Below are 22,044 nucleotides of genomic sequence, written 5' to 3' on the forward strand. Positions count from 1 at the left end.
AGAGGCCTTGGCGTCGAACGACGCTTGGCCTCGCAAGCAAGCGTTGATCGAAACAGGCAGGAGGTTCTATCGCCATGCTGACAAAAAGAGTAAGACTGCGTACGCTTTTAATCGGAGGGGGGATTACCCTCTTTTTTCTCGTTCTGGTCGGAAGAGTTTTCTTCCTTCAGGTTATTCAAGGCGATTTCTGGCACGACAAAGCCGTAAAACAGTGGTCGGCCTCGAAGATTTTGCGTTCCGAGCGCGGGGCCATCACGGACCGTAACGGCAAAGAACTAGCCGTAGACTCGCCGGCTTATTCGGTTGTTGTGGAACCGAACATTATCAACCAGCGCGGCACTGCGGACGATGTGGTGAAAATTCTGCACGATAAGCTGGGCGTGTCCGAGGATAAATTGCGGGACATGGTCTCGCGGACTTACGACAAAGATAGCGAATCGGGCGCGTACAAAAAAGGCGATCCCAGCGTATGGGTCGAAGTTCGGCCGCAGGGCTGGAAGATCGACGGCGATCTCAAAGCCGAGATCGAAGCGGCGATTGCGTCCGTCCGCAAAGAAAAGGATCTGAGCGATACCGCCGATATCGGCATCGTATTCGACGATCAGATCAAGCGCTTCTATCCCCAGCATACGCTGGCTGCGAACGTGCTGGGGTTCGTGGACAACGACGGGAATGCCAAATACGGCATAGAGTCTCAATTCGATGAGTTATTAAAAGGCGTAGACGGTAAAATCGCTTATCAAAGGGATGCTAAAGGCGTCGAACTCCCGGAAGGAAACAGCGAAGTCGTCGCGCCGAAAGACGGGACTTCTATTCAATTGACGATCGATAGCACGATTCAGTTTTATGCCGAACAAGCAGCGAAAAAGGCATTCGACGAGTATAAACCGAAAAGTGCGTCGATTATCGTAGCCGATCCGAACACCATGGACATTCTGGCTATGGTGAATATGCCTACTTTTGATCCGAATAGCTACTCCCAATACGCAGACCCTGAAAATGACCCTTATCGGGCATTAGCCGTCTCCGGCATGTACGAACCGGGTTCCACCTTTAAAATCGTTACGTTATCGGCTGCCATTCAAGAAGGTAAATTCAACCCGAATGATTTCTACCAATCCGGAGCTATCAAAGTAGGCAATCGTACCGTGCATGATGTTAGTCGCAGTTGGGGAACGATTAGTTATTTGGATGGCGTTAAGCACTCCAGTAACGTTGCTTTTGTCAAAATAGGGATGGAAATGGTCGGAACCAAGACCTTGGCGGAATATATCAAAAACTTTGGGTTTGGCGAAAAAACGGGGATCGAACTTCCCGGAGAACTTAGCGGTACGATGAGCGTTACCGAAAACAGTCCTTTGATCGATCAGGCCGCCATTACGTTTGGTCATAATGTGAACGTAACGCCGATCCAGCAAATCGTCGCGATTTCCGCTGTTGCAAACGGAGGACATTTGTTAACGCCCCATATCGTCAAATCTGAAAGCAATCCGCAAACCGGAGAAGTCATCACAAAAAATGAAGTTCACAAAGTTCGTGACGTGATTACCCCGGAAACGGCAAAAGCGGTCAGCGGTTATCTGGAACAAGTCGTTTCCGACCAAGTGATCGGAACCGGACGAAATGCCTACATTCCAGGTTATCGCGTGGCAGGCAAGACAGGTACGGCGGAAAAGACAGGCACGGTTAGCGTAGACGGAAGTATCTATGATAAATCGCGTTCTGCCGTTTCTTTTATCGGATACGCTCCGGCCGACGATCCTAAAGTTGCGATTTTCGTTATGCTTGATGAACCGAATGTCGAGAAAGCGAGCGGAGGTAAGCATGCAGCTCCGATCGCCAAAGAAATCTTGTCCCAAACGCTTGAATATATGGGAGTCGCCAAAAAGTTTTCCGACACCGAAATTCAAAGCGAAACCGAAAACGCCGAAACAGGAGATACGCTGCTTAAAGTCACGGCTCCGAATCTGCTAAAAATGAATCTGGAAGACGCGAAGTCCAAGCTGCTCGACGAAGGTATCGCCTACGAGCAAATCGGCGCAGGCACAACCGTGCTCGAACAATATCCTTCCGCCAACAGTTCAATGTATGCCGGACAAAAAATTTATATGCTGACTGAAAACAAAGACGAGATGAATATCCCTGACCTGACCGGCTTGTCGCTTCGCGACGCTGTCGATATTCTCGCCTTGTTGAACGTATCGATCAGCACCAAAGGTTCGGGCTTCGTTTCCGAACAAAGACTAACCCAGGATGCCGAAGGCAATCGGGTAGTGGTGTTAACGCTCAAATCGGCCAAAACGACGGTAACGGGTACGGAAGATGCCGAATTCGAAGATCTTTCCACCGGCGGGGAAGCCGTGGCCGAAGAGTCTGTCGAAGAAAGCGCAGAGACCGAAACCAATGATCCGGTAATCGACGGCGGAACCGTTGTTCCGGCCGATCCCGCTCCGGAAAGCGATGCAGCTCCGCTCAACTGAGGGGAAGCACTGCCCGGGCCTGCCATCAGCGGGCTCGGGCGTTTTGCGGCTCGGGCATAGGGGATTATACGGATGACTTTGAATGAATAATGGGATAAGGGGAGAATGAGTGATGCGATTGGACCAACTGGCACAACAATTGATTACGGCTCGATTGATTGGCGATGGACAAACAGAATGTACAGGGATCGAGATCGATTCTCGTAAAGTGGGTACGGGTGATTTGTTCATCTGTCTGCCTGGGTTCACGGTAGACGGTCATGACTATGCGAAGCAAGCTGAAGAACAAGGTGCGGTTGCGCTGGTTGTGGAGCGTGAGTTGGATACCCAGCTGCCGCAGTTGCTTGTACGTGATAGCCGTATGGCCATGGCGGTATTGGCGAACACGTTCTTTGATGAACCAAGCCGCAAGATGCGTATGATCGGCGTAACCGGAACAAACGGCAAAACGACCACGACCTATCTGATCGAACGCATCATGCAGGATCATGGCGTGAATACAGGGCTGATCGGCACGATCCAAATGCGTTACGACGGCGAAACGTTCCCGATGTCCGGTACAACGCCGGAATCGCTTGGACTGCAACGTTCGCTGGCGGATATGGTTGACCGCGGCGTAGAATGCTGTGTCATGGAAGTTTCTTCTCATGCGCTTGAGCAAGGACGCGTTAAGGGGACGGATTACCGCACGGCCATCTTCACCAATTTGTCTCAGGACCATCTGGACTATCATCATTCGATGGAAGAATATCGTGCAGCCAAAGGCTTGTTCTTCTCTCGTCTGGGCAATGCGCTTCCGGCGGATTCGTCCGAGCGTAAATATGCGGTATTGAATGCGGACGACGATGCTTCGGCAGAGTACATGAAAGTAACTTCTGCCGAAGTGATCACTTACGGCGTTGAGCGGGAGTGCGACGTTCGCGCGTCGGATATTCGGATCACATCCACAGGAACGTTTTTCCATGTCGATACGTTCAAAGGTTCGGCCGATATTCAATTGCGAATGGTCGGTAAATTCAATGTTTACAACGCACTGGCCGCGATTACGGCTGCATTGATCGAAGGCGTGGAGCTGGATCGGATCAAGCAAAGCCTGGAGTCGGTTGCGGGCGTGGACGGTCGGGTGGAAGCGGTCGATGCAGGCCAGTCTTTTGCCATTATCGTCGACTACGCGCATACGCCGGACGGTCTGGAGAATGTGCTGAAAACGGTAGTTGAATTCGCGGAAAAGCGCGTGTTGTGTGTGTTTGGCTGCGGTGGCGACCGAGATCGTACCAAACGGCCGATTATGGGACGCATTGCGGTGAAGTATAGCGATATCGCTTACGTAACTTCGGATAATCCACGTACGGAAGATCCGGATGCTATTCTAAAAGATATCGAAGCCGGTTTGATTGAAGACGGTGTAGAAAAGGCGCGTTATACGTTGGTGGTTGACCGTGCGGAAGCGATTCGCCTGGCGGTTGCCGAGGCGCGGCCCGGAGACGTTGTGCTTATCGCAGGTAAAGGACATGAGACGTATCAATTGGTAGGCAAACAGGTGCTGGACTTCGACGATCGTCTTGTTGCAGCAGAAGCAGTAAGGGGAGTCGCGAAGTGATCGAATGGACACTCGGCCGGGTTGCCGATAAGTGTGGAGGCCGTTTGATCGGCACGGCCTCCCCGGAAAAAAAGATAGCCGGAGTCGCGATCGATTCGCGCAAGATTACGACTGACGTTCTTTTCGTACCGCTTGGCGGAGCGAATGTGGATGGACATAGTTTCGTCGAAGGTTCTTTGCAGGCAGGAGCAGGCGCTTCGCTATGGCAGCGTGGACGGGATGGAGCTCCTGAAGGCGCATTGATCGAAGTTGAGGATGTGCTTGAAGCTCTTCAGCGACTGTCTTCCGCGTATCTGCTTGAGAGCTGTGCCAAAGTCATCGGGATTACAGGCAGCAATGGTAAAACAACAACCAAAGATATGGTATTTGCTCTGCTCAGCGACTCTTTCCGTGTACATAAAACGCAGGGAAACTTCAATAACCATCTGGGGTTGCCGCTGACTTTGTTGTCCATGCCGGAAGATACCGAGATCGTCGTGCTGGAGATGGGCATGAGCGACCTAGGCGAAATTGCTTTGTTGGCTAAAATTGCGCCGCCTGACGTTGCGATCGTGACCAATATCGGCGAATCTCATTTGCTCAACCTGGGCAGTCGCGAAAATATCGCCCGCGCCAAGCTGGAAATCGCATTGGGAATCAAGCCGGGCGGTCTGCTCGTCTATAACGGCGATGAACCGCTAATCCCGTTTGTACTCAAGGAAATCGAACATTCGCTGCCTGAAGGGCTTCGTACCTTTACGTTCGGTCTGGAAGGCACCAATGATGATTATCCGACAGGGATGATGCGCAGAGGCGGGGGAATGACGTTTTCTTCTCATCGCGAAGGAGATCTTTGCTTCTCGCTTCCCGTACTGGGTAGTCATAACGTAACCAACGCACTTGCAGCGATGGCGGCAGCCCGTACATTGGGTGTCGGGTCTGCCCAAATGAAAAACGGACTTGCGAAGATGCAATTGACGGGCATGCGAATCGAGCGCTTAGTGGGAGTATCGGGGCTGACCCTTTTAAACGATGCCTACAATTCGAGTCCCACGTCTGCGCGCGCTGCTATCGACGTACTGGCTGGCCTGGACGGATACGCGGCTAACGTACTGGTACTTGGCGATATGCTGGAACTGGGTGCAGACGAGCGTGAGTATCACCGGGAAATCGGACGTTACGCGGCTCAGGCAGGAATCAGTGCGATCTATGCGTATGGGCCTTTGTCTGCCGACTCGGCAGAAGGCGCTCTGGAAACGATGGGAGCAGGAACCGTACACGCATTCCTCGACAAGGCAGAAATGATCGCCCATTTGCGCCGAAATTTGAAGCCGGACGATGCTGTGCTTGTCAAAGCTTCGCGCGGGATGAAGCTTGAAGAAGTGGTATATGCTTTGCGCGACGAGCCTCTGGTACCGTGACCGCTTAAAAGGTTAGGGTACGCCCATCGAAAACCTTGGATTGGATGCGGTCAAAGTATTGGCTACAAAAGGAGTTTAAAGGACTTATGGATTTACAGCTTTTATTTGTGACGGCTGCCGTTTCGTTTATTCTTGCCGTATTGGCAGGCCCGCTGTGCATCCCGCTGCTGCAAAAGCTCAAGCTTGGGCAGCAGGTTCGCGGCGAAGGGCCGCAAGGGCATTTGAAGAAGGCTGGAACGCCTACAATGGGCGGTGTGGTCATTCTGCTGGCTTTTACGCTGGCTTTTGTCAAATTCTCGGTCGTCAACACTGAATTTTATGTGCTGCTGGTCGTAACGCTGGGCTTCGGACTGGTTGGTTTTTTGGATGATCTGATCAAAATTTTGAAAAGACGTTCATTGGGTCTGACTTCCTTGCAAAAATTGTTGGGACAGCTTTTATTTTCGGCGATTGCCTGCTGGTTGCTGATCGACTCCGGTCACAGTACGGCATTGTCGATTCCGGGCACGTCGTTCTCTTTTGACTGGGGAGCATGGTTTTACTATCCGTTCATCGTGTTGATGCTGCTGGCTATATCCAACGCGGTTAATTTCACAGATGGGGTAGACGGTTTGCTATCCGCGGTGAGTATCCCGGCATTTGGCGCTTACGCGCTTATCGCTGTGCAGGCCACTCAGTTTCCGTCCGCTTTGGCGGCTTCCGCGATGGCGGGGGCGGCATTGGGATTTTTGGCATACAACGCGCATCCGGCCAAAGTATTCATGGGGGATACAGGATCGCTTGGGATCGGCGGAGCGATCGGGATGATTGCAATTTTGACCAAGCACGAGTTTTTGTTCCTGGTTATCGGCGGCGTTTTCGTAATCGAAATGCTGTCCGTCGTGCTTCAGGTCATTTCTTTCAAAACGCGTGGCAAACGAATTTTCAAAATGAGTCCGATTCATCATCATTACGAATTGTCCGGCTGGTCGGAATGGCGAATCGTTGGAATTTTCTTCGCCGTATCGCTGATTTTGGCGGCAGTCGGACTTTATCTAGATAAGGGGCTGTAGAGAGATGGAACATCCAAAGGAGTATGCAAATCGGGAAGTTGTCGTGTTGGGTCTGGCTCGCAGCGGCGTATCGGCAGCCAAAACCATGCACGCTTTTGGCGCAAAAGTGACGGTTAATGACCGTAAGCCTCGCGAAGAAAGTCCGGAAGCCGCTGTGCTTGAAGCGCTGGGGATTTCCGTGATCTGTGGGGGGCATCCTGACGATCTGATTCGTCCGGACGTTGCTTTGGTTATTAAAAATCCGGGTATTCCGTATTCGGCTCCGCCTATTGTCAAAGCTTTGGAGTTGGAAATTGAAGTCGTTACCGAAGTTGAAGTCGCGTATCACCTGTCATCGGCCCCGATGATCGGAATCACGGGTTCCAACGGAAAAACGACCACAACAACCTGGATTGGCAATATGCTGGAGAGTGCCGGATTAAAGCCTATTGTCGCAGGCAATATTGGCACCCCGTTATGCGATGCCGCGCTGGAAGCGAAAGCCGACAATTGGCTTGTCGTCGAATTGAGCAGCTTCCAGCTTAAAGGCACACAGGCTTTTGCTCCGCGGATTGCTTGCCTGTTGAATGTGGCGGAGACGCATTTGGACTATCACGGTTCCATGGAAGATTACACGTCGTCCAAAGCGCGGATTTTTGTCAATCAGACACCGGAAGATACGAGTATCATTAATTGGGATGATCCGTTCTGTCGAGAGCTGGTGCCTTATTTGAAAGGTCGAATCCTTCCGTTCTCCGTCAATGAAGAACTGAAGCTGGAGGGCGTCTATGCTTCGCCTTCTTACCGGTTAGACGGAGAAGCAGACGATATAGAGCGTCTTATTGTCTACCGAGATGCAGTCGGAGAGGTGCACGAGATTATTCGGGCCTCCGAACTCGGCATTCCGGGTGCTTATAACGCGGCGAATGCGATGGCGGCTTGCGCAGCGGCAATTGCCGCCGGAGTAAGTCCTGCTGCGTTAAAAGGGCCTTTAAGCAGCTTTGGAGGCGTGGAGCACCGTCTGGAAGCACTGGGCGAGCGCGAAGGTATTGTTTACTACAATAATTCGAAAGCAACCAATTCCAAAGCAACGCTCACGGCATTGTCGGCGTTCGATCAACCTGTGGTACTGATTGCCGGAGGTCTTGACCGTGGCTCCGATTATGAAGAGCTTACGCCTGCCATGCACACCAAGATCAAAGCGATTGTTACGCTAGGAGAGACGCGCGAGAAAATTGCAGGCGTCGCCAGACGAGCGGGAGTCGAACGGATCTCGGTTGTAGAACCTATGGAAGATCCGGCAGAGACGCTGCGCCAAGCTGTACGCGAGGCCAAGCAGTTGGCGGAAACCGGAGATACCGTGCTGTTGTCTCCGGCTTGTGCGAGCTGGGATATGTTCGCATCATTCGAGGAGCGAGGCCGTCTGTTCAAAGAAGCCGTTCGCTCGATATCCGAATAGACGGGAGGACATCGTATGCGCGTTGTATTGACGGGAGGCGGAACGGGAGGGCATATTTATCCGGCTCTTGCCATTGCTGAACAGTTGAAAACAGATCGGCCCGACACCGAGTTTTTATATGTCGGAGGCAAGCGGGGGTTGGAAAATTCAATCGTGCCAGAAACAAACATTCCGTTCGAAACACTGGATATCACGGGCTTTCGGCGAAGTTTGTCTGCGGATAACCTCAAGACTGTACTTCGTTTTTTGAAAGGCGTACAGACTTCGTCCGAGTTGCTGGAGAAGTTCAAACCCGACGTTGTGGTAGGAACCGGCGGCTACGTATGTGGCCCTGTGGTCTACGCTGCCCACAAACTGCGGATTCCAACCTTGATTCACGAGCAAAATGCGATTCCCGGCCTGACCAATCGTTTTTTGAGCCGATACGTGAGTACGGTCGCCGTGAGTTTTGACGGTACGCAGGATCAGTTCCCCAAAGCCAAAAGAGTCATGTACAGCGGAAACCCAAGAGCCACGACAGTTCATCGGGCGGATGCGGCCGAAGGATTCCGTTTATTGGGATTGCCCGAAGGAACGCCTATCGTGCTTATTGTTGGAGGAAGCATCGGAGCAAAAGCCATTAACGAGGCCATGCTGCAAATGATTATGAATATTGTGCGCATGCCGGACGTGCATTTTGTGTATGTGACGGGGAAACGTTACTACGACGAAACAAAGCGCAGTCTGGAAGAAGCACCGTGGGTGATGCCTGCCAATCTGCATGTTCTTCCTTATGTGGAGCGCATGCCGGAAGTTTTGGCATCTTCCATGCTTGTCGTCAGTCGTGCGGGAGCTTCTTTCCTGGCTGAGGTGACTTCGCTGGGGATTCCCGCGCTACTGATTCCGTCGCCGAATGTCACAAATAATCATCAGGAAGTCAATGCGAGAGCATTGGAAGATGACGGGGCGGCGATTGTGATTGCCGAACGAGATCTCAGCGGGGACAGTCTGTTGACGGCAGTGGAAGCGGTCGTCCGCGATGAATATTTACGCCTCAGAATGGCTGAATGTTCAGCAAGGCTCGGCAAGCCGGATTCGGCGGCTGTAATCGCCGCCGAGCTTCGAAAGTTGGCTGTACGTGCCCAGGCTATTCGCCGAGGCGCTTTGTGAGCAACCTTCGTCTTTGCCATCGAGCGCGGCACGTGTATAATGAACGTAACACAAAATTCAGTCGCCTAAATATGCAAGCACGACCGGGAATCGGATCGGGCTTGCATGGAAGAGACGTGAATTCCGCGTACTACGCAATTAACTGCTTGGCTTCGTCCTGTTGTGTTTCCGGGATGGACGTCTGGCGGCCGGATGGAGAATGGCCATGCTGAAAGTCGTTAAACCGATCGGAAATCAAGAGCAAGAGTCGCGCAAGCCTAGACGCAAGGGACGCTGGAAACTTTGGCTGGTCCTGATCGTTCTGCTGGGCGCTGCGTTGAGCGTTATTTTTTTCCGCTCTTCGCTAAGCCAGATTCAGCAGATTGAAGTCGAAGGCAATGTGTACGTCGACCGCTCGGCGGTGATCGAAGCGGCGGGACTGCGTATCGGAGGTCAATTCTTCGCGTCGAGCGCAACGAGTGTGCAGCAGCGAATCGTGTCGAATTTGAATGCGATCGAGTCTGCGACAGTAGAGAAGCGGTTTCCCGGGAAGATACTGCTTCGCGTAGACGAGTATAGTCCGGTCGCTTACGAACTGCTTGAAGACGGTAGTGTGCAGGCTTTGTTGGGGAGTGGCGCCGAGATCACTATACGGGATCAGGGGTTGCCGGCAGAGAAGCCGATGCTGACTGAATGGGAGGGGAAAGAAGAGGAAAAGGCAAAGCTTTGCCGTGTTCTGGCTTCGGTACCGGACAGCTTGTTGGCTGATCTGTCGGAGATTATGCCGGCTCCGAAAGAGTCGTATCCCGACGGAATCCGAATCTATACAAGATCCCGTTTTGAAGTATACACAACCGTATCCCTGCTGAAGGATCGATTGGAAATTTTGGACGGCATTACCGAGACGCAGAGCCCGGGATTGATCACAATGCTCCAATCCAATGTTTACGTGCCTTTCGTAAATACCGATCTCGAAACGGAAGAGGGCGAATAAGAGCCTTAGGGCCTGCTACTCCCGGATCATAAAAAATGCTATAATGTTTGCTGTATTCTCATAAAAAGATACGCAAACTGAATAAAAAAATTCGAAATGAAAGAGGGAAAGTTTAAGCCGTGTTGAATTATTCTTAAGAAGATACGAATAAAGCCCGGCTTTAAACGAACCAGATGATCAATTTTGCAAACGGGAGGTGCCAAGGGCTTGAGCAACAATGACATCATTGTTAGTTTGGACATCGGTACATCCAAAGTTCGTGCTATTATTGGGGAAATCAGCAATGGAACCTTTAATATTATTGGAGTTGGATCGGCCGATTCGGAAGGAATCCGAAAAGGCGCCATCGTTGACGTCGATCAAACCGTCCAATCGATTCGCGACGCAGTGGAACATGCCGAGCGAATGGTCGGTATTCAAATAACGGAAGTTTATGTCGGCATATCGGGCAGCCATATCGGATTGCAGGCAAGTCGCGGCGTCGTCACCGTATCGAACGAGGATCGCGAGATCGGAGAGGACGACATCGAGCGTGTAACCAAGGCTGCCGAGGTTGTGGCTCTTCCGCCGGAACGTGAAATCATCGACGTCGTTGCCAAGCAGTTCGTGGTTGACGGCTTGGAGGGAATTCAGGATCCGCGGGGCATGATCGGATCCCGCCTGGAGGTGGAAGCTACGATCGTCACTGGCGCCAAGACGGCTATACATAACCTCTTGCGTTGCGTGGAGAAAGCCGACCTGAAGGTGAAAGAACTGGTGCTGATTTCCCTCGGGGCCGGCCAGCTGGCACTTACCAAGGATGAAAAGACGATGCGTACAGCTATGCTCGATATTGGCGCGGGACAGGCTACCATTTCGATTTTTGAAAATGGTCATCTGACTGCCGTATCGACGCTTCCTATCGGGGGCGAATACGTAACGAATGATATTGCCTACGGTTTGCGCACAGTAACCGATCAAGCGGAGAAGGTTAAGCTGAAGTATGGTTGCGCCATGATGGCGGACGCTGCGGCGGACGTGGTATTCAAGGTCAACCGGATCGGCAGCTCGGTCGAGAAGGAATATACCCAAGAAGACTTGGCCGCAATTATTGAGCCGCGGGTTCAGGAGATTTTCCAACTCATCCATCAGGAGATCCATCGTATGGGTTATCGGGACATCTCCGGAGGTTATGTGTTGAGCGGCGGAACGGTCGCGATGCCGGGTGTTTTACAAGTCGCGCAGAGCGAACTGGCGGCATCCGTCAGGCTCGCAGTGCCGGATTACATCGGCGTTCGCGACCCGGCTTTTGCCAGCGGAATCGGAATCCTGTACAGCGTGATTCGCAAGAATCGCAGTCGGGGAGCCGCGATTCCGGGTAAAAAGCCTGTGAACCGCCCTCAATCGAGCCCAAAACCGGAGACGGGCCAGAAAACCGGTTTCCTAGAAAAGCTCAAAAATATGTTTAGCGAATTTATATGAAGAACACAAAAACGAGCCCATCCAAGGAAAACGAGGGGGAGATGGAGGAATATGTTGGAATTCGATTTCGAAATGGAGAGCCTGGCACGCATTAAAGTGATCGGCGTTGGCGGTGGCGGCAGCAATGCCGTCAATCGCATGATCGAAAACGGCGTGCAAGGCGTGGAGTTTATTACGGTCAATACGGATGCGCAAGCCCTTCATTTGGCCAAGTCGGAGCACAAATTGCAGATCGGCGATAAGCTGACTCGGGGTCTTGGCGCGGGGGCCAATCCGGATGTCGGTAAAAAAGCAGCGGAAGAATCCCGCGAACTGATTAGCAACACACTCAAAGGTGCGGATATGGTATTCGTTACTGCGGGTATGGGCGGCGGTACGGGAACGGGCGCAGCTCCGGTTATTGCCGAAATCGCACGTGAGTGCGGCGCGCTGACGGTGGGGGTCGTCACACGTCCGTTCACGTTCGAAGGCCGCAAACGCGCAGGTCAAGCCGAGCTTGGCATTGAAGCATTGAAAGAAAAGGTAGATACGCTGATCGTTATTCCAAACGACCGCTTGCTTGAGATTGTCGACAAGAAAACGCCGATGCTCGAAGCTTTCCGCGAAGCGGATAACGTATTGCGTCAAGCGGTTCAAGGTATTTCCGATTTGATCGCGGTTCCGGGTCTGATCAACCTTGACTTTGCAGACGTAAAAACGATCATGACCGAACGCGGTTCCGCGTTGATGGGCATCGGGGAAGCAGCCGGTGAAAACCGTGCGGCAGATGCGGCGCGCAAAGCGATTATGAGCCCGCTGCTCGAAACGTCGATCGAAGGCGCAAGAGGCGTGATCATGAATATCACCGGCGGATCGAATCTGTCGCTGTACGAAGTTAACGAAGCGGCCGAAATCGTAATCGAAGCTTCCGACCCGGAAGTCAACATGATCTTCGGTGCGATTATCGACGAGAATATGAAGGAAGAGATCAAGGTAACGGTTATCGCGACCGGTTTTGAACACAAGCCTGCACAATTGAAACCGATCGTTCGCAAACCTTCGACGCAACAACAGCCTGAAGCTCAAACTGACCGTTCGCAGCAACAGCCGCAACGTCCAGCCTTCGATCCTCAACAGCAAGGCGGAGATCAGTTGGACATTCCCACGTTCCTGCGCAATCGTTCACGTCAAAATAACGACTAAACAGTCCGATTTAAGGAAGATTCGCTTTCGTCATTCGGAAGCGAATCTTTTTTTCAATCGTTCAAAGGGAAGTGCTGTGGCTACCCGCATCCGGTAAGGAGGAAGCGAGAAAAATGATAAGCGTTCAAGAACCGTTTGTCCGTCGAGTAGCGGATAATGGGGCCGAAGTATTCGATATTGCGGCGTGGACAGAGTTTGATTCGCTAAGTGCAGGTTTTACGGGACGCTCGGGAGGGGTAAGCAAAGGGTATCACGCTGAATTGAACTGTGCGCTGCATGTAGGCGACAATCCGGCGGATGTAGCAGAGAATCGATCCAGAGTGGCGGAGGCGGCAGGTTTTCGCTTTGAAGACTGGACGAGCGGCGAACAGGTGCATTTGGCAGAGATTGCGATTGTGACCGAAGCGGACCGCGGCCGGGGAAGGTTGGATCGCGAGAGTGCTTTTGCTGATACGGACGGCCTGCTCACGAATGTGCCTGGCGTTCTGCTTACTTCGTTTTATGCCGATTGCGTACCCTTGTACTTTTTCGACTCGGTCAAGCAGGTTGTCGGTCTTGCGCACGCTGGATGGAAAGGAACGGTCGCGGAGATCGGACGTCGCATGGTAGAAAAAATGAATGAACAATACGGCAGTCGATCCGAAGATATTAAGGCGGCGATCGGACCTTGTATCGGCGAAAGCCGTTATGAAGTCGATGCAACCGTGTTGGATCGCGTGCGTGAAGTGCTTAGTCGGGACTTACCTGCCTATTCGCGCCAATTATCCGACTTTTCCGTAGATTCCGGGGGCGGGAAAGCGCTGCTAAACTTGAAAGAATTGAACCGACACATTATGATAAGATCAGGAATACGTCCCGACAGCATTGCATGCACCCGTTGGTGTACAAGCAGCCGGACCGATTTGTTCTTTTCGCACAGACAGGAAAATGGGCGGACCGGAAGAATGGCAAGCTGGATCGGACTGAAAGAAGGAGGCACGTTCCGGTGACATTGGAGCAGCGGATCGCGCACGTGAACAAGGTCGTATCGGAAGCTTGTGAACGCGCGGGCAGATCGCCCGAAGAAGTGAACATTGTAGCAGTAACGAAATACGTTTCTGTCGACAAAACAAAACAAGTGCTGGATAGCGGCATCGTCCATCTTGGAGAAAATCGCTGGCAAAGTGCCAAACCCAAGTGGGAAGCACTGGGAAGCCGCGGCGTCTGGCATTTTATCGGTCAGCTTCAAAGCAATAAGGTCAAGGATGTTATCGGAAAGTTTGCGTATATCCATTCATTAGACCGTTTATCTCTGGCCAAAGAACTGGAGCGTCAAGCGTCAGCGGCCGATATAACCTTAAAGGCATTCGTTCAGGTCAATGTGTCGGGCGAAGATACGAAGGCAGGCATATCGCCGGAGAAAGCCTTTGATTTTATTCGGCAGCTGGGTGAATTCCCTCATATCGAAGTGATCGGGCTTATGACGATGGCTCCGCTTGATTCGGATGCCGAGTCGGCTCGTCCAGTCTTTTGTGGATTGAGAAAGCTTCGGGACGAATTGAATGCGAAAAACGTCCAAACAAAGCCGATCGAGCATTTGTCCATGGGCATGTCGGGAGATTTTGAAGTGGCGATTGAGGAAGGTGCGACCTGGGTTCGCCTGGGCTCTATTCTGGTAGGAAAAGAGGAGGACTGAAGATGGGTGTCATGAACCGTTTTATGAATTTTCTCGGCCTGCAGGAAGAAGAGGAGATCGTGGAGCGCGAAAAAGTCGTGGAATCCGAGGATCAACCGTATGAAGCGGCTGCTAACCAGGAATCCCGAAAAAACGGCAAAGCCAATAATGTGGTGAGCATTCATTCGCAAAAAAATGTCAAAGTGATTCTGGTTGAGCCCCGTACGTATGATGATGCCCAACAAATTGCGGATCATCTTCGCGCGCATCGTTCCGTTGTTGTGAATTTGCAGCAGGTGCGCCGCGACCATGCCAAACGAATTATTGACTTTTTGGGTGGCACGGTCTACGCGATCAACGGGAATATTTCCAAAGTCGGAGGAGATATCTTCCTGTGCACGCCGGATACGGTCGAGGTCGAAGGAACGATCGCAGACCTGATTCGCGAGGATCACGAATTTAATCAAATGAGGTGAAGACGATTTAATGGAATTCCTTGCTCTGCTTCATAACGTTATTGTTCCATGGGCGTTTCAAATTTACTCCTGGATTCTGATCATTTATATTCTTATGTCGTGGGTACCCAATGTGCGGGAAAGTCAGGTAGGCGTGATTTTAGGCAAGATTGCGGAGCCTTACCTTTCGATCTTCAGACGCTTTATTCCGCCGATTGGCGGTATGCTCGACATTTCGCCGATTGTGGCGTTTTTCGTTCTCCAATTCGTGCAACGCGGCGTTCTCTACTTGATCGAACTGCTGGCGAGTGCCATTAGCTAAAGAGGAATTTTCATGTCTAAAAACATACACGAACACGTCCATCCCGACGAACGCGAATTCGTGGACCGTGCTTCCGAATGGCTGGAAGGAGCGGCTCGCTACCATGAGCTGAAGCTGACTGATTTTCTCGATCCGCGTCAGCTTCAGATTCTGTCGATGCTGGCCAATTCGGAGCCGGACGTCGCGATTCGGCTGGAAGGCGGAACCCCCCAAGCGGAGCGGTGCCGGGCCGTCATTGCGCCGGATTACCGGGATTTGGGCGACGAAGATATGAAATTGGCCGTGCTGTCGATCACTCCGGCGGACAGCAAATTCACGGAGCTTGCGCACGGCGACTATATGGGATCGGTGCTTGGACTGGGCATGAAACGTGCCAAGATCGGTGATATCCATCCGCGCGAAGACGGTTGCCACATCGTGGTAGCTGCCGAGATCGCGGATTTTCTTAATCTGGAGCTGAGACAGGTGCACCGGGTCAGCGTATTTACCGAAGTGCTGCCGATTAACGAACTGTCCGCTTCGGAGTCGGAGCTTGCCGAAACGGAACTGACCGTCGCGTCGCCGCGGCTTGACGGAATCGTTAGCGACGTTTACCGCATGAGTCGGGCGAAGATTCTCGCTCCGATCAAGGCAGGGCGCTGCCGGGTGAACTGGAAAGTGGAGGAGGACCCTTCCAAAACGCTGCGTGCAGGCGATACGGTATCACTGCAAGGCTTTGGTCGCTTCCGGGTTTTGGAGATCGGCGATCTGACAAAAAAAGGGCGTTACCGTGTCCGAATTGGTAAATTTGTATAACGGTTTGTGCGGAACGATGCAGGAATTCACATTTTGGTGTCGAAATTCCGATAGAACCAAAAGGGCTGCCTGCGCGTGAAGCGCAGCGGCTTTATGCACGGACGTGACACAGCCTGAGCTTTCGCCGAGGGGTTGGCAGCGTGCTTAATACATTGGAGGTGCACATCATGGCATTAACACCGCTGGATATACATAACAAAGAATTCAGCCGGCGTCTTCGGGGATACGACGAGGATGAAGTCAACGAGTTTTTGGATCAGGTGATTAAGGATTACGAGAGCGTGATTCGGGAGAACAAGGATCTGCTGCACCGGATGACTTCCATGGAAGAACGTCTGAATCACTTCATGAACCTGGAAGAGACGCTGAGCAAGACGATTATCGTTGCGCAGGAAGCAGCGGACGAAGTCCGTGGCAACGCGAAAAAGGAAGCCCAGTTGACCGTGAAAGAAGCGGAAAAAAACGCCGATCGCATCATCAACGAGTCGCTCGTTAAATCGCGCAAAGTTGCCGTAGAGATGGAAGAACTGAAAAAGCAGGCTTCGATCTACCGTACGCGTTTCCGGACACTCATCGAAGCACAGCTTGAACTGCTGGCCCAGGATGGTTGGGATGCCCTGGACCGTCAGAGTCGCGAGCTTGATCGCGAAATGGAACAAGCCCAGTCCGAACGTCGCTCAAGTGAGCTGTACTAAGCAGCGGCGAAGAATCGGCTTCCGTGTCAACTATTGACAACCGGCGCGCTTAGCGCTATAAATAAAAGACGCCATATCGGTGTTTTATTCGTAAACAATCATGAATTAAATTCAACGATGGGAACAGTAAGTCATGTCATTCGTTCTTCAGAGAGCCGGGCCTTTACGAGCTGCAAGCCGGCGTACGAAGCATAGACCGAAGATCATCCCGGAGAAGTACGTTCGAATCCTTTTTGCATCGTGATCACGAGAGTAGCAAAAAGAGAGTAGGCCGTACCGGAAGCCGACCGTTACAGCGGACCCGTATTGATCGATACGGAGACTAAGGTGTCGCTACTTTGCGCGGTGCCCGAAAAGCGGAGTGCTCAGACGTTTTTCGGACAGGACGTGCAATTGGCGAAACAAGGGTGGTAACGCGAGCTAACCTCGTCCCTTTTCAGGGGCGGGGTTTTATTTTTTATTAAAAAGGAGCCGACCAAGATGCAAAGAGTCGATGTAAAAGAAAAAGCGCGCGCACGCGACCTGCGTGTGCTCAACCGTTGGAACGAGGAGAATACGTTCAAGCAATCGATCGAAAACCGCGAAGGCAAGCCCAACTTTGTTTTTTACGAAGGCCCGCCAACCGCAAACGGAGTTCCGCATATCGGACACGTGCTGGGACGCGTCATCAAGGACTTCGTAGGCCGTTATCAGACGATGAAAGGCTTCCATGTCGTGCGTAAAGCAGGCTGGGATACACACGGACTTCCGGTTGAACTGGGCGTGGAAAAGCAGCTCGGCATCTCTGGCAAGCACGATATCGAAGAGTACGGCGTCGAGAAGTTTATCAAAAAGTGTAAAGAAAGTGTGTTCACGTACGAGAAACAGTGGCGCGATCTGACCGAAGCGATCGGCTATTGGACAGACCTCGACAACCCGTACATCACGCTGGATAACAAATACATCGAGAGTGTCTGGAACCTACTCGGCACGATCCATGAAAAAGGACTGCTATACCGCGGACACCGTGTCAGCCCGTACTGTCCTTCTTGCCAAACGACGCTGAGCTCGCACGAAGTAGCCCAAGGCTACGAAGACGTCAAAGACCTGAGCGCAACGGCCAAGTTCAAGCTGGAGAATGGCGAGTTCGTTTTGGCTTGGACGACGACGCCTTGGACGCTGCCTTCGAACATCGCTTTGGCTGTCAATCCAAGCATGACGTACGTGAAGGTGAAGCAGGAAGGCGAAGTGCTGATCCTGGCGAAAAACCTGACGGAGAGCGTGCTGAAAGGCGAATACGAGACGCTGTCCGAACTGCAAGGCTCTGAGCTGGTAGGCTTGAGCTATGACGCTCCGTTCCACTACTTCACGCCGGAAAAAGGACATGTTATCCTGGGCGCGGACTTCGTTACGGATTCCAGCGGTACGGGCGTCGTGCATATGGCTCCGGCGCACGGCGAAGACGATTACCGCGTCTGCCGCGAGAACGGGATCAGCTTTATCAACCTCGTCGATTCGCAAGGCCGCTTTGTAGCCGACGTGACGGACTTCGCGGGACGCTTCGTCAAAGACGGCGAGACAGACATCGAGATCGTGAAATATCTGTCGGAAAAAGGTCGTCTGTACAGCAAAGAGAAATACGAGCACAGCTATCCGTTCTGCTGGAGATGCCACACGCCGCTGCTGTACTACGCAACGGATAGCTGGTTCATCCAAACGACCGCGGTCAAAGACAAGCTGATCGAAAACAATAAAGGCGTCAAATGGTACCCGGATCACGTCCGCGACGGCCGCTTCGGCAAATTCTTGGACGATCTGATCGACTGGAACATCAGCCGTAACCGCTACTGGGGCACGCCGCTCAACGTATGGGTGTGCGAGGAGACAGGCAAGCAGTACGCACCGAAAAGCATTGCCGATCTGCGTGAGCGCGCCGTAGACTTCGTACCGGAAGACATCGAGCTGCACAAGCCTTACGTGGACGAGATCAAACTGAAGTCTCCATTCGCCGAAGGCGCGGTCATGACCCGTACGCCGGAAGTGATCGACGTCTGGTTCGACAGCGGTTCGATGCCGTTTGCCCAACAGCATTACCCGTTCGAAAATGAAGAAACGTTCAAAGCGCAATATCCGGCCGATATGATCGTAGAAGGCATCGACCAAACGCGCGGCTGGTTCTACAGCTTGCTCGCGGTATCGACCATGATTACCGGCGAAGCGCCGTACAAATCCGTGATGGCAACCGGCCATATTCTGGATGAAAACGGCCAGAAGATGTCCAAGTCCAAAGGCAACGTCGTCGATCCGTGGGAAGTGCTGGAAGAGTACGGCATGGACGCTTTCCGTTGGGTCATGCTGGCTGACAGCGCGCCGTGGAACACAAAGCGCTTCTCGAAAAGCGTCGTTGGCGAAGCAAAGTCGAAGGTCGTAGACACCATCGTCAATACGCATGCGTTCCTGACTCTGTATGCGGATATCGACGGCTTCGATCCGGCCGAGCATCCGTTCCAAGTACCGACAGGCCGTTTGGATCGCTGGATCTTGTCCCGTCTGCATAGCCTGGTGACGACGGCGAACGAAGCGTTGTCCGACAACGACTTCCTGACTGCGGCAAAAGGGATCGAAGAATTCGTCGACGGCCTGAGCAACTGGTATATCCGTCGTTCGCGCGACCGCTTCTGGGGCAGTGGCCTAACCGAAGACAAGCTGGATGCGTATCGCACGCTGACCGAAGTGCTGACGACGCTGGCGCGTCTGATCGCGCCGTTCATGCCGGTGCTGGCGGAAGATCTGTACAGCAATCTGGGCGGAAAAACAAGCGTGCACCTGGCCGATTACCCGGAAGCCGATGCTTCGCTGATCGACGCCGAGCTGGAGCGCGATATGAAAACGTCGCAGCAGATCGTGGAATTGGCGCGCAACGTGCGGAACGAAAACAGTCTCAAAACGCGTCAACCGCTGTCGGAGCTGATCGTGTCGATGGATCGCGAGTTCGATCTGGCGGATTACGCGGAGATCGTCAAAGACGAGATCAACGTGAAAGAAATCCGTATCGAAAGCGGAGACAGCGACTTCGTCGATTACACGCTCAAGCTGAACCTGAAGGTAGCGGGCAAAAAGTACGGCAAAAACGTCGGCTTCCTGCAAAACCATTTCAAAGGCATGACAGCCGAAGAAACACGCGCGGTCGTGGATAACGGTTCGTTTAATATCGCGTCGACCGAAGGCGAAGAGCTGCAAGTGAGCAGCGAAGAGCTATTGATCGAGAAAAAAGCCAAAGAAGGCTTCGCGTCCGCTTCGGGTTACGGCTTGACCGTAGCGCTGAACACCGATGTCACGCCTGAACTCGAACAGGAAGGCTGGGTACGCGAAATCGTGCGTGCCGTGCAGGATACACGCAAAAAACTTGACCTTAAAGTGGAGCAGTACGTGGACCTGACGCTCGACGTCGACGCTGAGCTGCAAGCCGCACTTGCCGCGTTCGATTCGGTTCTTCGCGAAAACGTATTGGTGAACAACGTATCGTTCGGCAGCCAAGACGGCATGGAGCGAGTGACGTTGAACGGCAAAGAAGTCGGAATCAAAGTTGACTAACCGACTGCCGGAAACCAAAAGATAAGACGCAGCAAACAGTGCCTGTGCAAAACCGACAGGCGCTGTTTGTTTGTAACGAGGTAGGATGATAGACGCTCTATTCGGCGCTGTGCTACAATAGACGGGTTGGAAAGGACGCATTTGCTGTCGTTTCCCGGTACTCATGTGCATGTATCTTAAATACGAGGTGACGGATTAACGTGATTTATTATGTGATCGCGCTTGTAGCTTTTCTGATCGACCAAGGAACAAAGTATCTGGTAGCTACACGTATGGAAATTCGAGATCAAATTCCGATCATCGGCGATTTTTTCATTCTGACGTCGCACCGAAATAAAGGCGCCGCATTCGGCATTTTACAGGAAAAGCAGTGGTTTTTTATCATCGTCACTCTGGTGGTCGTAGCCGGGATCATCTGGTATCTTCAACGGGTAAAAAATGCCAGAGGTTCAGCGCGTATGCTTCCGGTCGCGCTTAGTTTGGTGCTGGGCGGAGCGCTCGGCAACTTCCTGGATCGCGTTCGCATGGGCGAAGTCGTGGACTTTTTCCTGTTCAACTTCGGCAGTTACAGCTTCCCGATCTTCAACGTGGCAGATGCCTGCATCGTGGTTGGCGTGGTATTGATCATCCTGGATACGCTGCTCGATTCGCGCCGCCCGAACGAACCTAAACCTGTAACACAGCCAGAACAACGCACGGAGGACTAAACAACATGACCGAAAAACCATCCAATGTTCCTGACGCTTCGGCGGACGAGAACGGCAACGAAGAAGAAATCTTGCAATGGAGCGTCGCTGCCGAAGGCAACAAGCAGCGCCTTGATAAATACGTGACCGAGTCCATAGAAGGCAATGTCTCCCGCTCCCAGATTCAGCTTTGGATCGAGCAGGGTCATGTGACCGTAAACGGACGCATCGCCAAAGCCAATCATAAGTTGTCCGCAGGCGAACTAGTCGAGGTTCGCGTACCGCAACCCGAATCGGTGGATCTCGTACCGCAAGATATCCCTCTTGAAGTCGTCTACGAAGACGCCGACGTGATCGTCGTCAACAAAGTGCGCGGTATGGTCGTACACCCGGCTGTCGGCCATTCGTCCGGCACGCTGGTCAACGCCCTGATGTTCCACTGCAAAGACCTGTCCGGCATCAACGGCGAACTTCGTCCCGGCATCGTGCACCGCATCGACAAAGACACCAGCGGTCTGCTGATGGCGGCCAAAAACGACAAAGCGCATACGTCGTTGTCCGCGCAGCTTAAAGAACACTCCGTGAGCCGTATTTACAACGCATTGGTACGCGGCAACATCGCGCATACCCACGGCACCGTCGAAGCCAACCTGGCCCGCGACCCGCACGACCGCAAAATGTATACCGTCGTCCAATCCGGCGGCAAGCACGCCGTCACGCACTTCAACGTCATCGAACGCTTCGGCGATTACACGCTGCTCGAACTGAAGCTCGAAACCGGCCGTACCCACCAGATCCGCGCCCACATGAAATTCATCGGCCACCCTCTGGTCGGCGATCCCATGTACGGCCGTACCGGCGGCCTCAAAATGCAAGGCCAAGCCCTGCACGCCGCTTCGTTGGGCTTTACACACCCAACGACCGGAGAACGCCTTGAGTTCTCCGCTCCAATGCCTGCCGATATGGAAGAGCTATTAACCTACCTCCGCAGCCGCTGACCCAAGAGCCCGTTCCTCGGCCCTTGACGATTCGCGACGCGAGAGTCCAGACCTTAATCTTTTGGCGATTCGCGAAGCGGAGCCCATCCCAGCCTTTAGCCCTTGGCGATTCGCAACGCGGAGCCCATCCT

General features: G+C 52.7%; 18 protein-coding genes. All 18 read left to right on the top strand.

Going from position 1 to position 22,044, the window contains the following annotated elements:
• Positions 1-74: 74 nt before the first annotated feature.
• The 18 genes from WKI47_RS10135 to WKI47_RS10220 all read left to right on the top strand — a co-directional run bounded on the left by WKI47_RS10135 (position 75) and on the right by WKI47_RS10220 (position 21,913).
• Positions 75-2,480, top strand: a complete 2,406-nt coding sequence (locus WKI47_RS10135) for a penicillin-binding transpeptidase domain-containing protein (RefSeq protein WP_340227014.1) — start codon at positions 75-77, stop codon at positions 2,478-2,480.
• Between the two features lie 112 nt (positions 2,481-2,592).
• Entirely contained in the window at positions 2,593-4,080 is a 1,488-nt protein-coding gene (locus tag WKI47_RS10140; RefSeq protein WP_340227015.1) for a UDP-N-acetylmuramoyl-L-alanyl-D-glutamate--2,6-diaminopimelate ligase, read from the top strand.
• Positions 4,077-5,480 carry a UDP-N-acetylmuramoyl-tripeptide--D-alanyl-D-alanine ligase gene (locus tag WKI47_RS10145; protein WP_425355451.1) on the top strand — a complete coding sequence of 468 codons (1,404 nt, stop codon included), beginning with the start codon at positions 4,077-4,079 and terminating at the stop codon, positions 5,478-5,480. Before WKI47_RS10140 ends, WKI47_RS10145 begins: the two co-directional genes overlap by 4 nt.
• Positions 5,481-5,566: 86 nt before the next feature.
• A complete protein-coding gene (gene mraY, locus WKI47_RS10150; RefSeq protein WP_340227016.1) occupies positions 5,567-6,532 on the top strand; it encodes a phospho-N-acetylmuramoyl-pentapeptide-transferase in 966 nt (321 codons plus the stop codon).
• Between the two features lie 4 nt (positions 6,533-6,536).
• Positions 6,537-7,970, top strand: a complete 1,434-nt coding sequence (gene murD / locus WKI47_RS10155; protein ID WP_340227017.1) for a UDP-N-acetylmuramoyl-L-alanine--D-glutamate ligase — start codon at positions 6,537-6,539, stop codon at positions 7,968-7,970.
• Positions 7,971-7,985: 15 nt separating this feature from the next.
• Complete coding sequence (gene murG / locus WKI47_RS10160; RefSeq protein WP_340227018.1) at positions 7,986-9,119, top strand: undecaprenyldiphospho-muramoylpentapeptide beta-N-acetylglucosaminyltransferase; 1,134 nt, start codon at positions 7,986-7,988, stop codon at positions 9,117-9,119.
• 205 nt (positions 9,120-9,324) lie between these two features.
• Complete coding sequence (locus WKI47_RS10165) at positions 9,325-10,092, top strand: cell division protein FtsQ/DivIB (RefSeq protein WP_340227019.1); 768 nt, start codon at positions 9,325-9,327, stop codon at positions 10,090-10,092.
• 207 nt (positions 10,093-10,299) lie between these two features.
• Positions 10,300-11,553 carry a cell division protein FtsA gene (gene ftsA / locus WKI47_RS10170; RefSeq protein ID WP_340227020.1) on the top strand — a complete coding sequence of 418 codons (1,254 nt, stop codon included), beginning with the start codon at positions 10,300-10,302 and terminating at the stop codon, positions 11,551-11,553.
• A 51-nt stretch (positions 11,554-11,604) separates the two neighbouring features.
• Positions 11,605-12,735, top strand: coding sequence for a cell division protein FtsZ (ftsZ, locus tag WKI47_RS10175; RefSeq protein ID WP_340227021.1), 1,131 nt, complete (start codon positions 11,605-11,607; stop codon positions 12,733-12,735).
• A gap of 113 nt (positions 12,736-12,848) precedes the next feature.
• A complete protein-coding gene (gene pgeF / locus WKI47_RS10180; RefSeq protein WP_340227022.1) occupies positions 12,849-13,724 on the top strand; it encodes a peptidoglycan editing factor PgeF in 876 nt (291 codons plus the stop codon).
• The gene (locus WKI47_RS10185) at positions 13,721-14,410 is read left to right on the top strand and encodes a YggS family pyridoxal phosphate-dependent enzyme (RefSeq protein WP_340227023.1); all 690 of its coding nucleotides are present in this window, start codon (positions 13,721-13,723) and stop codon (positions 14,408-14,410) included. The genes pgeF and WKI47_RS10185 overlap by 4 nt, the downstream gene beginning before the upstream one ends.
• 2 nt (positions 14,411-14,412) lie before the next feature.
• A complete protein-coding gene (locus tag WKI47_RS10190) occupies positions 14,413-14,865 on the top strand; it encodes a cell division protein SepF (RefSeq protein WP_340227024.1) in 453 nt (150 codons plus the stop codon).
• A 10-nt stretch (positions 14,866-14,875) separates the two neighbouring features.
• Entirely contained in the window at positions 14,876-15,166 is a 291-nt protein-coding gene (locus WKI47_RS10195; protein WP_340227025.1) for a YggT family protein, read from the top strand.
• 12 nt (positions 15,167-15,178) lie between these two features.
• Positions 15,179-15,961, top strand: a complete 783-nt coding sequence (locus tag WKI47_RS10200; protein ID WP_340227026.1) for an RNA-binding protein — start codon at positions 15,179-15,181, stop codon at positions 15,959-15,961.
• A 167-nt stretch (positions 15,962-16,128) separates the two neighbouring features.
• The gene (locus WKI47_RS10205; protein ID WP_340227027.1) at positions 16,129-16,656 is read left to right on the top strand and encodes a DivIVA domain-containing protein; all 528 of its coding nucleotides are present in this window, start codon (positions 16,129-16,131) and stop codon (positions 16,654-16,656) included.
• Positions 16,657-17,136: 480 nt separating this feature from the next.
• Positions 17,137-20,229, top strand: a complete 3,093-nt coding sequence (gene ileS / locus WKI47_RS10210) for an isoleucine--tRNA ligase (RefSeq protein ID WP_340227028.1) — start codon at positions 17,137-17,139, stop codon at positions 20,227-20,229.
• Between the two features lie 200 nt (positions 20,230-20,429).
• Positions 20,430-20,936 carry a signal peptidase II gene (lspA, locus tag WKI47_RS10215; protein WP_340227029.1) on the top strand — a complete coding sequence of 169 codons (507 nt, stop codon included), beginning with the start codon at positions 20,430-20,432 and terminating at the stop codon, positions 20,934-20,936.
• A gap of 5 nt (positions 20,937-20,941) precedes the next feature.
• The gene (locus WKI47_RS10220) at positions 20,942-21,913 is read left to right on the top strand and encodes an RluA family pseudouridine synthase (RefSeq protein ID WP_340227030.1); all 972 of its coding nucleotides are present in this window, start codon (positions 20,942-20,944) and stop codon (positions 21,911-21,913) included.
• The last annotated feature ends 131 nt before the right edge of the window (positions 21,914-22,044 follow it).

The organism is Saccharibacillus sacchari (assembly GCF_037722395.1).
In the GTDB taxonomy this organism is placed as follows: Bacteria; Bacillota; Bacilli; order Paenibacillales; family Paenibacillaceae; genus Saccharibacillus; species Saccharibacillus sacchari_A.